Source organism: Dactylosporangium sp. McL0621 (assembly GCF_049995355.1).
GTDB lineage: Bacteria > Actinomycetota > Actinomycetes > Mycobacteriales > Micromonosporaceae > Dactylosporangium.
The window spans coordinates 764,763-778,489 of the sequence record NZ_CP188259.1; the positions used below are offsets into that span (position 1 = coordinate 764,763).

14 protein-coding genes are annotated in these 13,727 nt (G+C 71.6%); 9 read left to right on the top strand and 5 right to left on the bottom strand.

Annotated features, from left to right (window positions below; all coding sequences use genetic code 11):
• Positions 1 to 5 precede the first annotated feature (5 nt).
• Together ACPPVO_RS03525 and ACPPVO_RS03530 are read right to left on the bottom strand one after the other, a co-directional pair.
• Entirely contained in the window at positions 6 to 776 is a 771-nt protein-coding gene (locus ACPPVO_RS03525; RefSeq protein ID WP_426509862.1) for a DUF2993 domain-containing protein, read from the bottom strand.
• A 113-nt stretch (positions 777 to 889) separates the two neighbouring features.
• On the bottom strand, positions 890 to 1,855 hold the full coding sequence (locus tag ACPPVO_RS03530; RefSeq protein WP_426509863.1) for a hypothetical protein: 966 nt from the start codon (positions 1,853 to 1,855) through the stop codon (positions 890 to 892).
• Between the two features lie 269 nt (positions 1,856 to 2,124).
• Here ACPPVO_RS03530 and ACPPVO_RS03535 point away from each other — a divergent pair, with 269 nt between their 5' ends.
• The 6 genes from ACPPVO_RS03535 (at position 2,125) to pstB (ending at position 8,067) form a co-directional block, all read left to right on the top strand.
• Positions 2,125 to 2,826: a winged helix-turn-helix transcriptional regulator gene (locus tag ACPPVO_RS03535; RefSeq protein WP_426509864.1), complete on the top strand. Its 702-nt coding sequence runs from the start codon at positions 2,125 to 2,127 to the stop codon at positions 2,824 to 2,826.
• A 24-nt stretch (positions 2,827 to 2,850) separates the two neighbouring features.
• A complete protein-coding gene (mshD, locus tag ACPPVO_RS03540; RefSeq protein WP_426509865.1) occupies positions 2,851 to 3,810 on the top strand; it encodes a mycothiol synthase in 960 nt (319 codons plus the stop codon).
• A gap of 252 nt (positions 3,811 to 4,062) precedes the next feature.
• Complete coding sequence (pstS, locus tag ACPPVO_RS03545) at positions 4,063 to 5,181, top strand: phosphate ABC transporter substrate-binding protein PstS (protein WP_426509866.1); 1,119 nt, start codon at positions 4,063 to 4,065, stop codon at positions 5,179 to 5,181.
• Between the two features lie 99 nt (positions 5,182 to 5,280).
• Complete coding sequence (gene pstC, locus ACPPVO_RS03550) at positions 5,281 to 6,186, top strand: phosphate ABC transporter permease subunit PstC (protein WP_426514521.1); 906 nt, start codon at positions 5,281 to 5,283, stop codon at positions 6,184 to 6,186.
• Positions 6,186 to 7,274: a phosphate ABC transporter permease PstA gene (gene pstA / locus ACPPVO_RS03555; RefSeq protein WP_426509867.1), complete on the top strand. Its 1,089-nt coding sequence runs from the start codon at positions 6,186 to 6,188 to the stop codon at positions 7,272 to 7,274. The genes pstC and pstA overlap by 1 nt, the downstream gene beginning before the upstream one ends.
• Before the next feature lie 16 nt (positions 7,275 to 7,290).
• Positions 7,291 to 8,067, top strand: coding sequence for a phosphate ABC transporter ATP-binding protein PstB (gene pstB, locus ACPPVO_RS03560; RefSeq protein ID WP_360382002.1), 777 nt, complete (start codon positions 7,291 to 7,293; stop codon positions 8,065 to 8,067).
• Between the two features lie 5 nt (positions 8,068 to 8,072).
• On the opposite strand, the gene ACPPVO_RS03565 is transcribed toward pstB, so the two are convergent.
• Both ACPPVO_RS03565 and ACPPVO_RS03570 read right to left on the bottom strand, forming a co-directional pair.
• Complete coding sequence (locus ACPPVO_RS03565; RefSeq protein ID WP_426509868.1) at positions 8,073 to 8,837, bottom strand: NUDIX hydrolase; 765 nt, start codon at positions 8,835 to 8,837, stop codon at positions 8,073 to 8,075.
• Between the two features lie 9 nt (positions 8,838 to 8,846).
• Complete coding sequence (locus ACPPVO_RS03570; protein WP_426509869.1) at positions 8,847 to 9,305, bottom strand: hypothetical protein; 459 nt, start codon at positions 9,303 to 9,305, stop codon at positions 8,847 to 8,849.
• A gap of 31 nt (positions 9,306 to 9,336) precedes the next feature.
• Here ACPPVO_RS03570 and ACPPVO_RS03575 point away from each other — a divergent pair, with 31 nt between their 5' ends.
• Genes ACPPVO_RS03575 through ACPPVO_RS03585 form a run of 3 tightly spaced genes read left to right on the top strand, consistent with a single transcriptional unit; the run spans position 9,337 to position 12,716 of the window.
• On the top strand, positions 9,337 to 10,314 hold the full coding sequence (locus tag ACPPVO_RS03575; RefSeq protein ID WP_426509870.1) for a Gfo/Idh/MocA family protein: 978 nt from the start codon (positions 9,337 to 9,339) through the stop codon (positions 10,312 to 10,314).
• 49 nt (positions 10,315 to 10,363) lie between these two features.
• Positions 10,364 to 10,690: a hypothetical protein gene (locus ACPPVO_RS03580; protein WP_426509871.1), complete on the top strand. Its 327-nt coding sequence runs from the start codon at positions 10,364 to 10,366 to the stop codon at positions 10,688 to 10,690.
• Positions 10,691 to 10,715: 25 nt separating this feature from the next.
• A complete protein-coding gene (locus ACPPVO_RS03585) occupies positions 10,716 to 12,716 on the top strand; it encodes a M91 family zinc metallopeptidase (RefSeq protein WP_426509872.1) in 2,001 nt (666 codons plus the stop codon).
• Here ACPPVO_RS03585 and ACPPVO_RS03590 read toward each other — a convergent pair.
• The gene (locus ACPPVO_RS03590; protein WP_426514522.1) at positions 12,713 to 13,726 is read right to left on the bottom strand and encodes an anion permease; all 1,014 of its coding nucleotides are present in this window, start codon (positions 13,724 to 13,726) and stop codon (positions 12,713 to 12,715) included. The two genes, ACPPVO_RS03585 and ACPPVO_RS03590, sit on opposite strands and share 4 nt — an antisense overlap.
• Position 13,727: the final 1 nt, after the last annotated feature.

Sequence of the window (13,727 nt, forward strand, 5' to 3'; positions counted from 1 at the left end):
CCGCGTCACTGTCCCGTGAGCTTGACGTCCGCGGCCGAGGCGGTGACCTGCAGGCCCGCGTCGGTCGTCTGCACCGAGTTGACCACGAGGTTGTACGGCAGTCCAGGCAGCTTGACGGTGACCTGCAGCTTGTTCTGGTACTGCTTGATCAGCGTATTCACCTGGGGCGGGAGGTTGCCCTTGTCGGTCGCGACCGATTCGAGCTTCAGCCGGATCTTGCCGGTCTCGACGACCATCGAGCCCGTGGCGATGAGGGTGACCTTGATCCCCTGGAACGCCAGCGGCACCCGCATCTCGATCTTGTTGTTGACCACCTTCAGGTCGACGTTGGAGGGGTCGATCGAGGACGGCAGCCCGGCGACTTCCAGCAGCGGCCGCACGTTGTCCCAGCTCATCGACGCGTTACCGGCCACCACCCCGGCCACCACGTCGCCCTTGCCGTTCATGAGGTCCCGCGCGTCGGCCTTCACCGAGCGCGCCTCGACGTACAGGGTGTCGAGCTTGACGTTGTTGAGCTGCGGCTTCGTCAGCGAGATCGTGATCTTCCGGTACTCCCCGGCGACCACCTGCGTCAGGAACGGCCACCCGGTGATGTCCACCGCGGGCTCGCCCTCGTACTTGACGTTGTTCGCCGCCAGCTGCGTCTTGGTCTCCTGCGTGATGCGGTCGTCGGCCGCCCCGGCCGCGATCCGGTCCACCACGAAGAACACCCCGACCAGAATGATCGCCAGCACGACCAGCACGATGCCGATCTTGGCCCCTCGCCTCGCCGCCACTGACACTCCCTCCGACCGGTGGTTGTCTCGCTCGTACCCAAGCACGAGGATTCCGTACCCGCACAAGTCCGAGCGGGATGCCCGGGCAAGCTTGGCGCGAATTGGCGGCTCAGTTACAGCAATAGCAGGACACTCGCGACATATGCCGCGGGCGCCGCGAAGGCGATCGCGCCGATCGGGCCCTGGATGTGCCGCGCCAGCCACAGCGCCGGCTCGTCGCCGTCGATGATCCGGCTCGCCTCGGCGTAGCCGACCGACAGGTCCACCATCACCGCCACGATCGCCGTCGCGAGCCCGGCCAGGGCGCTGGGCAGCGGGCTCAGCCCGTCGAGGTAGTTGCCGATCGCGCCGGCCGCCGCGGTGCCGACCATCGTGCCCAGTACCACACCGGCGCCGCCGCGGGGCACCTGCGGGGCGATGCGCGGCAGGGCGGCGATCGAGTCGGCGAACCGGGCGATGAACAGCGCCAGCCCGGCGGCCACGAGGCAGGCGACGATGGCTTGGGTGCCCTTCGGGCTGCGCCCCAGCACGACGAGGCTCGCGAAGGAGACCACGCCGAGGGTCACGACCAGCGAGGAGCCCAGGGACTCGGTGACCCGCTGGCGACCGGCCGGCCGTGTCAGCTGGCCGACGACGCCGATGATGAAGCCGGCGGCGGTGAGGTAGGCGAGCGGGGCCAGCGACGCCGGCCGGGTGAAGACGGCGGCCGCGTCGGTGCCCGCCGCCACGGCGATGCCCACCACGCCGACGACCCGCGGGGCGGGCGGGCGGCTCGCGATTGTCCAGACGGCGACGAAGAGGACCTGGACGCCGAACATCACCACGGCGTACGACTCGTGGCGGGTCTGCGCGCCCACGATCAGCGCGATGGCGACCAGGGCCGCGAAGCCCGCGGTGCCGAGCGAGATCCAGCGGCGTACCGGCGGCAGGTCGGCCTCGCCCTGGGTAGCGCCGTCGTCACCCGATTGGGGGTCACCCTCCGAGTGGTCTGGACCCGCATCGCGGTGGCGGCGGGCGGCCGGCTCGGTGGCCTGGGGCCAGGCACCGAAGTCCTCGGCGGGCGGCGGGGTTGTCGGCACGCACCGATCGTGCCAGAAAGCACCGGATCCGGCCTCGGCGGGGAGCCGCGAACCGCTATAGCACGTCGGCGGAAACGGTGGGGTGTGGCTCAGCCGACTGTCTCGAACTGCGATTCGACCGGTCGCAAAACGTGAATACTCCGATATTCTCGTTGGGGATACACCCATAACCTCCCGCCAGTGCTGCCGGGACGATAGCGAGCCGCCGCCCCTCCAGGGGCGCCACAGCGCCCCTCTCGCGAGGAGCGCAGCGGCCACGGAGGTGACTCGTGGAGATTCTGCTGCTGACCGCGGCGCCCGCGGGCCAGGTGGTCCTGCCGGGCCTCGACCTGCTGCCCCACGCGGTGCGCACCGCCCCCCGTGACGTCCGCACGCTGGTGAACGGCCCCAGCCCGGACGCCGTCGTGGTCGACGCCCGCACCGAGCTCGCCGACGCCCGCGCCACCTGCCGCATGCTGCACGCCACCGGGCTGGGGGTGCCCCTGCTCGCCGTGGTCACCGAGGCCGGCCTGGTCGCGCTGCACGCCGACTGGGGCGTCGACGACGTCATCCTCGCCACCGCCGGGCCCGCCGAGATCGAGGCGCGCCTGCGCCTGGCGGTCGGGCGGCTCAACTCCGCGGCGGCCGCCAGCGGCGGCACGATCAAGGCCGGCGAGCTGACGATCGACCCGGACACGTACGCGGCCAAGCTCAAGGGCCGCCCGCTCGACCTCACCTACAAGGAGTTCGAGCTGCTGAAGTTCCTGGCCCAGCACCCGGGCCGGGTGTTCACCCGCGACCAGCTGCTGCGCGAGGTCTGGGGCTACGACTACTTCGGCGGCACGCGCACCGTCGACGTCCACGTGCGGCGGCTGCGGGCCAAGCTCGGCTCCGAGTACGAGTCGATGATCGGCACCGTGCGCCAGGTGGGGTACAAGTTCGTCGTCCCGCCGTCGCGCCCGCTGCACGACTCGGAGCCGGTCCGGGTCTGAAGATCCTCCGACTAGATTGATCGGATGAGCTCCTCGCCCCCGGTGCGCCGCGCCGACCGTCTGTCCCCCGACCAGGTCGAGCAGGTGCTCGCCCTCATGCGGGCGGCCGGCGACACCGACGGCGTCGTGCCGCTCTCCGAGCACGTCGTGCTGCACCTGCGGCACGGGGGTGAGGCTCCCGCGGTACACCTGCTGGGGTATTCCGGGGAAACCGTCGTCGGCTATGCGCACGTGGACACGACCGACGCGGTCGAGGGGGCCTCCGCGGAGCTCGTGGTGCACCCGCTGCACCGGCGGCACGGGCTCGGGCGCGCGCTGGTCACCGCGGCCATGCAGGTCGCCGACGAGCGCGCCGCCGGCCGGCTGCGGCTGTGGGCGCACGGCGACCACCCGTCGGCGTCGGCGCTCGCCATCAGCCTGGGCTTCGACCGGGTCCGGGTGCTGCTGCAGCTGCGGCGCTCGCTGTTCGCGCCGCTGGACGAGGTGGCGCTGCCCGAAGGGGTACGCCTGCGCGCCTTCGAGCCCGGTCGGGACGACGCGGAGTGGGTGGCGCTCAACGCGGCCGCCTTCGCCACGCACCCCGAGCAGGGCAAGTGGACCCTCGACGACCTGCACGTGCGGCTGCGCGAGCCGTGGTTCGAGGCGGCCGGGTTCCTCCTGGCCGAGCGCGAGACCGACGGCCGGCTGCTCGGGTTCCACTGGACCAAGGTCCACGGCGAGGAACATGTACATCCGCATGAGGCCGGGGAGCCGCATGCACATGAGCCGATCGGCGAGGTGTACGTTCTCGGCGTGGCCCCCGACGCGCACGGCGGCGGCCTCGGCCGGGCGCTGACCCTGGCCGGGCTCTGGCACCTGCGCAACCGCGGGCTCGCCCAGGTCATGCTGTACGTCGACGAGAGCAACACCCGTGCCGTCGCGCTCTACCAGCGGCTCGGATTCGTCCGCTGGTCGAACGACGTTTCGTACCAGCGCGCGCTGTGATTCACGCCCTGTAACGGCGATCACGGTACAAAAGCGGACACCAGGCAACACCGCTGGGCAGTTCACCCAATGGACAACTCTCCTCCGACCAGGCGTCATCTGCGCCCAGTGACCTGTTCACCCTGCGTTCACCCTTCTCCACGGGCCTGTTTCCCTGGTCCTTTTAGCGTGCCTTTCAGTCGACGACGTGCGTCGGCCTTCCGCATCCTCCCAGGCATCGGAAGTCGGTTCATCCCCGACGAAGGGACCGCAGTGAACTTCAAGCGGCACGGCCTCATCGCCGGCATCGCGCTCACCGCGACGCTCGCGCTCGCCGCGTGTGGCTCGGACAACAACGAACCCTCGAGCTCGGCGTCCGGCGGTGCTTCCGGTGGTACCGGCAGCGACGTCGCTTGCGCGAGTGGCACCCTTACCTCGCAGGGCTCCAGCGCCCAGGGCAACGCCATGGCCGAGTGGGCGAAGGCCTACCAGCAGAAGTGCTCCGGCGCCCAGGTCAACTACCAGGCGACCGCGTCCGGCGCGGGCATCACGGCGTTCCAGGGCGGCACGGCCGACTTCGCCGGCTCCGACTCCGCGCTCAAGAGCGGTGACGAGCAGACGAAGGCCGACGCCCGCTGCGGCGGCGCCCCGGCGCTCAACCTGCCGATGGTGACGGGCCCGGTCGCGATCGCCTACAACCTCGATGGCGTCAAGGACCTGCAGCTCAAGCCGGAGACCATCGCCAAGATCTTCTCGGGTTCGATCAAGACGTGGGACGACGCCGCGATCAAGGCCGACAACCCGAGCGCCTCGCTGCCGTCGACCGCGATCCTCGCCGTGCACCGCGGTGACTCGTCCGGCACCACGGACAACTTCACCAACTACCTGACCGCCGTCGCCCCGTCCGCGTGGACCTTCGGCCACGACAAGGTGTGGAAGGCCCCGGGCGGCTCGGCCGAGCAGAAGTCCGACGGTGTTGCCGGCGCCATCAAGAAGACCGCCGGCGCCATCGGCTACGTCGAGCTGTCGTTCGCCAAGACCAACGCGCTGTCGATGGCCAAGGTCCAGAACGGCGCCGGCGAGTTCACCGCGCTGACCGGTGAGTCGGCCGGCAAGACCATCGCGGGCGCCAAGATCGCCGGCACCGGCGACGACCTGAAGCTCTCGATCGACTACGCCACCAAGGAGGCCGGGGCCTACCCGATCGTCCTGGTGACCTACGAGATCGTCTGCAGCAAGGGCACCGACGCCGCCAAGCTCCCGCTCCTCAAGGGCTTCCTCGGCTACACGGTCAGCAAGGACGGCCAGGCGCTGCTCGACAAGCTGGGCTACGCCCCGCTGCCCGAGACGGTTCGCGCCAAGGTCGAGACCGCCGTCAAGAACCTGGCCTGACAGGAAGTCTCGTTGAGCCAGACGACTCTGCCCGCCACCTCCGCCGGTACGCCCGGCGGGGGTGGCGGTCTTCCGCCGCGCAAGCGGTTCAGCGGTGACATGATCTTCCGTGGAACCGCGACAGCCGCCGGCTCGATGGTGCTCGTCATCATCGCGGCCATCGCCATCTTCCTTGTCGTGAAGGCGCTCCCCGCCATCAACAAGGACACCGAGAACTTCCTGACCTACAAGGACTGGTTCACCGACGGCGACCAGCCGAAGTTCGGCGTCGCGGCAACCGCCTTCGGCACCGTGCTGACGGCCGTACTCGCGCTGATCATGGCCGTTCCGGTGGCCCTGGGCATCGCGCTGTGCCTGTCGCACTACGCCCACCGGCGGGTCGCCACCGCGCTCAGCTTCGTCATCGACCTGCTTGCGGCGGTACCGAGCGTCGTGTTCGGTCTGTGGGGTCGTGACTACTTCTACGAGCCGATCGCCAACTTCTCGAAGTGGCTGCACGACGTGGCCGGCTGGCTGCCGATCTTCGGCAGCAACGGCCCGTACGGCAAGTCGGTCCTGCTGGGCTCGGTCGTGCTGGGCATCATGATCCTGCCGATCGTCACCTCGCTGTCCCGCGAGGTGTTCCTGCAGACGCCCCCGGAGAACCAGGAGGCGGCGCTCGCGCTCGGCTCGACCAAGTGGGAGATGATCCGCACCGCGGTCATCCCCTACGGCCGCGCCGGCATCATCGCTTCGATCATGCTCGGCCTCGGCCGCGCGCTCGGCGAGACGATCGCGCTGGCCCTGACCCTCGGCAGCGTCTTCGCCGTGAACTTCGACCTGCTCGGCCCCGGCGGCGTCACCATCGCCTCCAACATCGCCAGCCGGTTCGGCGAGGCCAACGAGTTCGGCCGCAGCGCGCTGATCGCCTCCGGTCTCGTGCTGTTCGCCATCACGCTCGCGGTCAACATGGCCGCCCGCGCGATCGTGTACCGGCGTCGTGAGTTCGTGGGAGGCTCAGCGTAATGGCCGTCGAGACCCCCGTCCGCAGCCTGGGCGTGCAGGACGCGTCCCAGCTGCGGGCCAAGCAGCTGCCGAAGTGGACACCGGTCGCGGTGGCCGCGGCGGCGATCGTGCTGTCGTACGTGCTGATCAACCTCACCGGCGCCGGCGGCATGGTCCTCACCGGCGTCGTCGCGGCGGTGCTCTTCGTGATCCTCATGGGGGTCGTGGCGGCCGTCGTCGAGGGCGGCCGGTCCGCACGCAACCGCATGGCGACCGTGATGATCTACGGCGCGTTCATCCTCGCCCTGCTGCCGCTGCTGTCGGTGGTGTGGACCCTGTTCGACAAGGGCAGCACCCGCCTCGACGGCAACTTCTTCAACACGTCGATGAACAACATCGGCCCGTTCGACGAGCAGGGCGGCGCGTACCACGCGATCATCGGCACGGTCGAGCAGGCGGGCATCGCCACGCTGATCACCGTGCCGCTGGGCATTCTGGGCGCGATCTACATCGTCGAGTACGGCCGCGGCTTCTTCGCCAACCTGATCCGCTTCTTCGTCGACGTCATGACCGGTATCCCGTCGATCGTGGCGGGTCTGTTCATCCTGTCGTTCTGGGTCTTCACGATCACGCCGCTGTACAGCTCCGACGGCTTCGCCCACTACTCGGGCTTCGCCGCCGGCCTGTCGCTCAGCGTGCTGATGCTGCCGACCGTCGTCCGCTCCAGCGAGGAGATGCTGCGGCTCGTGCCGACGGCGCTCCGCGAGGGCTCGTACGCCCTCGGCGTGCCGAAGTGGAAGACGATCACGAGCATCGTGCTGCCCACCGCCGGCCCCGGCATCGTCACCGGTGTCATGCTGGCCGTGGCCCGGGCCTGTGGCGAGACCGCTCCGGTCCTGCTCGTGGCCGGCGGCGCCTCCGCCATCAACTTCAACCTGTTCGACGGCAACCAGAGTTCCCTGTCGCTGTTCGTGTACCAGCAGGCCGGCGTCGCCTCGGAGTTCGCACCTGGGCGGGCCTGGACGGCCGCTCTGACCCTGGTCGTCCTCGTCCTGGTCCTCACCGTTGCGGCGAAGATGCTCGCCCGCCGCAACAAGATCGCCCGATAATCACTGGAGCGCCAACATGGCAAAGCGGATCGAAGCCCACGGCGTCACCTCGTACTACGGATCGTTCAAGGCGATCGACTCCGTGTCGATGACGATCGAGCCCAAGTCGGTCACCGCCCTGATCGGACCGTCGGGTTGCGGCAAGTCCACGTTCCTGCGGTCGATCAACCGCATGCACGAGGTGCTGCCCAACGCCCGGATCGAGGGCCAGCTCCTGATCGACGGGCAGAACATCTACGACCGGGACGTCGACGTCACGGCCGTGCGCCGGATGATCGGCATGGTCTTCCAGCGGCCGAACCCCTTCCCGACGATGTCGATCTTCGAGAACGTCGTGGCGGGCCTGCGCCTCAACGGCGTGCGCCGCAAGTCGGTGCTGGAGGAGGTCGCGGAGAAGGCGCTGCGCAGCGCCAACCTCTGGAACGAGGTCAAGGACCGGCTTGGCCGCCCCGGCGCGGGCCTGTCCGGCGGTCAGCAGCAGCGGCTGTGCATCGCCCGGACGATCGCGGTCGAGCCGCAGGTCGTGCTGATGGACGAGCCCTGCTCGGCCCTCGACCCGATCTCCACGCTCGCGATCGAGGACCTGATCACCGAGCTGAAGAACCAGTTCACGATCGTCATCGTCACGCACAACATGCAGCAGGCGGCCCGCGTGTCGGACCGCACCGGCTTCTTCTCGATCGACAAGACCGGCGAGCCGGGCCGGCTCATCGAGTACGACGACACGGCGAAGATCTTCACCAACCCCTCGGTGAAGAAGACCGAGGACTACATCACCGGCCGCTTCGGCTGAGCCGGCTATGCAGTAGGGCGGATGGCGTCGGCCGGGTCCCGGTCCGGCGCCGCCGCCAGCGCGGCGTCGATGCCGCCGGCCTCCGCCAGCTCCAGCAGCGTGTGGCGGGTCGGCGGCAGCATCGTGTAACGGCCGTCGGCCGCCTCGGCCGGCGAGCACCACTCGGTGGCGTCGGCCTCGCCGCCCACGTCCCGGGTCAGCTGGCCCTTGGGCAGCAGGGCGAGGAAGAAGTACGTGTCGAAGCGCCGCGGCTCGAACTCCGGCGTGATCCAGCGTGACCACGGCACCAGCAGGTCGCTGCGCAGGAGGAGCCCGTTGCGGCTGAGGAACTCGGCGAAGCCGAGGTCCCGGGCGATCAGCGCCAGCCGCGCCTCCTCCCAGTCCGGCCCGCTCACGTCGCCGACCACGCTGTCCGCGTCGGGCCCGGCCAGCAGGACGCCGGACTCCTCGAACACCTCGCGCACGGCCGCGCAGACCACCGAGCGGGCCACGGACTCCTCCAGCCGCAGGCGGGCCGCCCACTCCGCCGGGGCCGGGCCGGCCCAGCCGGGCAGGACGCCGGCGTCGCGCGGGTCGACGCCACCGCCCGGGAAGACGTACATCGAGGCCGCGAACGCCATCGTCGCGACCCGGCGCAGCAGGTAGGCCTCGAACGGCTCGCGCAGCAGCACCACCGTGCTCGCCAGCCTCGCCGGCACCGGTACCCCGCCCTCCCGCTCGAAGCGGCGGGCCATCTCGGCCAGTTCCGGCGGGAGCTTGTACTCGACCATCAGCCCACGCTATGCGCCCAATTCGTCCGGCACAGCCTCGTGTCCTGTTTGTCCATGGGTCCGGCGTTGCTCCTTCATCTCCGCCTCGTACAGGTGGCGGCGCCCCCCGGCGAGCTCCTCGCGGGCCTCGCGCTCGACGTTGCGGAAGGTGGCGTAGTACCCGTCCTCGAAGTCCTCCACGATCTGGAACGTCCACCGCCCGGCGATGACGTTGCGCCCGAGGACCTCGTCGCGCACCCGGTCGGCCGTCTTGCCGTGCCCGGCTGCGCGCAGCAGCGCCACGGCGTCGTCGAGCATGAGGTCGGCGTGGCCGATCAGCTGGTGCAGGTCGAAGAGGCGGCCCCGGGCCCGTTCGACGGTCTCCAGGGCCTCGCTGAGCTTGCCCAGCGCCTCCACCGTCTTGTCGTCGAGGCCGGCGGGGCGGGTGTGGGCGGCGTCGGGGCCGTCGGCGTTCCGGTCGTCGTTCATGAGCCCCTGCATACCCACCTAAGCTACGGCCATGAGTGATCGCACCCGCTGGGGCATCCTTTCGACCGGCTCCATCGCCGCCACGTTCGCCGAGGACCTCCGGCTGACGCCGGACGCGGAGCTGGCCGCGGTGGGGTCCCGCAGTCCGGAGTCCGCGGAGCGTTTCGCCGCCCGGCACGGCGCCGCGCGGGCGCACGGCTCGTGGCAGGCCCTCGCCGACGACCCCGGGGTCGACGCGATCTACGTCGCGACCCCGCACAGCGCGCACTACGAGGCCTCGATGCTGGCGCTGCGGGCCGGCAAGGCGGTGCTGTGCGAGAAGCCGTTCACGCTCGCCGTCGCCGAGTCCGAGGAGATGGTGCGCACGGCCCGCGCGTCCGGCGTGTTCCTCATGGAGGCCATGTGGATGCGGTGCATCCCGGCCATCCGGCGCATGGGCGAGCTCGTGCGCGACGGCGCGATCGGCGACCCGGTCTCGGTCCACGCCGACTTCGGCATGCAGGGCCCGTTCCCGGAGACCTCGCGGCTGCGCGACCGCAAGCTCGGCGGCGGGGCGCTGTACGACGTCGGCATCTACCCGGTCACGTTCGCCCACCTGTTCCTGGGCGCGCCGGCCTCGGTGCAGGCCTGGGCCCGGATGAGCGCCGGGGGCGTGGACGAGAACACCGGGATGCTGCTGGGGTACGAATCCGGCGCCCTCGCCGCGCTGAGCTGCTCGCTGCTCGGGGACAGCGCCCGCACAGGCGCGGTCACGGGCACGCTCGGGCGCATCGACGTGCGGCGGGACTTCTTCCACCCGCACGGCTTCACGCTGTCGCGCGGCGGCGAGACCGAGGAGTTCGAGCTGCCCTACGAGGGCCACGGGTACCAGTTCGAGGCGGCCGAGGTGCAGCGCTGCCTGCGCGAGGGGCTGACCGAGAGCCCCCTGGTACCGCTGGACGAGACGCTCGACATCCTGCGCCTGCTGTCGCAAATTTCCGGAATTATCGGACTTGACTATTCAAGCTGAGGGCTGAACGGGGCGGACGTAGCGTCCCGCCCCCACTACGGTCCGGCGTATGGCTCAGGAGCTCCGGGCCGACCCGGACGAATTGATCACGCTGGCCGCCGCCTGCCTGGCCGCGGCCGACACGCTGGGCGAGCACTACCGCACCGGGCTGGGCGAGCTGACCCTGCCCGCCGACGCCTTCGGCAACACCGGGGCGTCGGCGGGGCTGGCCGGCGCGGCCGCCAACATCGGCGCGGACGCCCAGGAGGCCGTCTCGGCGCACGTCGAAATCCTCGAGGAGGACGCCGACGCGCTGCTGCAGACGGCCTTCGCGTATCTGGCCGCCGACCGGCAGGCCGCCCGGACGGTGGGCAACGCACGGCGAGCGCCGCTCTGAGCGCTCTCGACACACGGGGGATCACATGGTGCAGACGGTTGAGGCGCCCACCGTCACGGTGGACGACATCTGGGACCTGCAGGCGCGGCCGGAGCTGCTCGGGCGGGCCGCCGCGGCCTGGCGGGCGGTCGGCGCCGACGTGCGCGCCGCCTACGACACGCTCGCGCGCGCCGCGGCCCCGGTCGTCGGCGGCGACTGGGAGGGCCAGGCCGCCGACGGGTTCCGGGGGCATTACCGGCAGTACACGGACGGCCTGAACGACCTCGACGCGGTCGTGGGGGACACCGCCACGGCGCTGGACGGCGCGGCCGCCCTGCTGCGCGGCGGGCAGGACCAGCTCGCCGACGCCTTCGCCGGCGCCGCCGGGGTGCCGCACCGGCGCGGCGGCGGGAGCGTCACCTTCACGCCGGCCGACGCCGCCCAGGAGGCGGCAGTGCGCGCCGCGGTCGCGACGGCGGGCGGGATCCGCGCCGACCTCGAGCAGGGGCTGGCCGGGTACCGTGCGGCGCTGGCCGGGGCCGGGGCCCGCTGGGAAGTGCTCGCCGCCGTCTGGACCCCGGTCATCGGCCGGACGTTCCCGGCCTGGGTCCCGCCGGCGGCGACCGGCGGCGTCGACGCGCGCCTGGCCGGCGACCTCTTCGTGGTACAGACCGGCGGCACCTCGGACGTCGTCGTGGTCGACGACGGCCACGTGACGGTGAACGGGCAGCGCCTCACCATCCCGCCCGGCGCCCGGCTCGTGCTGCGCACCGGCGCCGGTGACGACACCGTCCGGGTCGACGGCGCCGCGGGCGTCACCGTGCTCGGCGGCGACGGCGACGACCGGCTGACCGGCGGGCGCGGCGACGACGTGCTCATCGCGGGCCTGGGCGTGGACACGGTGGCCGGCGGGGCCGGCGCCGACCGGGTCAGCCTCGGGGCCATGGTGACCGCGGCCCAGACGCCGCCGAAGGACGCCACCGAGCGCGCCGACCTCGGCGACGGCGACGACCGGCTGTGGGGCAGCCAGGGCGCCGACACCGCCGACGGGGGCGCGGGCGCCGACCTGCTCTTCGGCGGCTCAGGGGGCGACCGGTTGCGGGGCGGGGCCGGCGACGACACCCTCGCCGGCGGCGCGGACGGCGACCAACTGCTGGGCGGGGACGGCTTCGACCTTCTCGACGGCGGCGAGCACCGCGACTACCTCGACGGCGGGGCCGGCGACGACCGGCTCGAAGGCGGCCGCGGCGACGACACGCTCTACGGCGCCGGCGGCGCCGACACGCTGCGCGGCGGCGTGGGCGACGACTTCCTCGACGGCGGGGAGGGCGCCGACCGGGCCGCCGGGGACGACGGCGCGGACGTGCTCTCCGGCGGACGCGGCGACGATGCGCTCGACGGCGGGGCCGGCGACGACGTGGTGTACTCCGGCGCCGGGCGCGATGCGGTGACCGGGGGCGCCGGCGCGGACACGCTCTACGGGCAGGGCGAGGACTCGGCCGCCGGGGTCGAGCGGATGACCGCGACCGGGGACGACGACATGACCGGGTTCATCCGGGTCGGCGGCGACGCCGAGTACAAGGCGCGGGTGCACGCCGACCTCGACCTGCTCGCCGCCTCGCCCGCGGGCCGCGCGATGCTCGCCGACCTGCAGGCGTCCGGGCAGCGGCTGTACATCGAGCCGCTCGACGAGGCCAACGGCCACGCCACCTACGACGACGGGGTGCCGCGGATCCAGTACAACCCGGCCTACGACGCCCGGACGCCGGTGACGACGCTGTTCCACGAGATGGCGCACGTCTACGACTACGAGCACGGCACCGACGACGGGCACGCGTACAACGAGGCGAGCGGGCCCGACTACCAGTACCGCGGCGGCCCGGCGGTGCTGAACTTCGAGCGCCAGGCGGTGGGCCTGCCGATCGACGACGACGGCGACCCGGGCACGCCCAACCGCATCGACCCGAGCCACCCGCTGACGCTCACCGAGAACGGGCTGCGCCGGGAGATGGGCCTGGCCGACCGGCCGCGGTACGGGTCGTCCTAGAAGAGCCAGTGCGTGAGCAGGTACATCACGATCGCGATGATTGCGGCGGCCGGGAACGTCAGGACCCAGGCGATCAGGATGCTCCCGGCGACCTGCCAGCGCACCGCCGAGAGCCGCTTGGTCGCGCCGACGCCCATGATGGCCGAGGTGATGCTGTGCGTGGTCGAGATCGGCAGGCCCAGCTGCGAGGTGGTGAACAGCACGCCGGCGGCGACCGTCTCGGCCGCGAAGCCCTGCGGCGGGTCGAGGTCGATGATCTTGCGGCCCAGGGTGCGGATGATGCGCCAGCCGCCGGAGTACGTGCCCAGCGCCAGCACCGTCGAGCAGGCGAGGAACACCCACTCCGGGATGTCCGTCTTGTCGGCGTGGTAGCCGCCGGTGTACAGGGCCAGCACGATGATGCCCATCGTCTTGGCGGCGTCCTGCATGCCGTGGCCCACGGCCATGGCGGCGGCCGAGACCGTCTGCGCGCGGCGGAACCGGCGGCCGAGCACGCGCGGGTTGGACCGGCGGAACGTCCACATGATGGCGATCATCAGCAGGCCGCCCAGGACGAAGCCGACCACCGGCGAGGCGACCATCGGGATCAGGACCTTGTCCACGATGCCGGACCACAGCACCTTCGCGTCCAGGCCGAACCACACGGCGCAGAGCGACGCGCCCACCAGCCCGCCGAAGAGCGCGTGGGAGGACGAGGAGGGCAGGCCGAAGTACCACGTGAAGAGATTCCAGGCGATGGCCCCGACGACGCCGGCGAAGACGATGCCGAGCCCGCCCATGCCGGTCGGCGGGTCGATGATGCCGCCGCCGACGGTGGCCGCGACGTGGCCGCCCAGGTGGGCGCCGACGAAGTTGCCGAGCGCGGCCATGATGAGGCCGGCGCGCGGGGTCAGCGCGCGGGTCGACACCGACGTGGCGATGGCGTTGGCCGCGTCGTGGAAGCCGTTGGTGTAGTCGAAGACCAGCGCCACCGTGATGACGGCGAGGACCGCGACGAGCTGCGCGCTGATG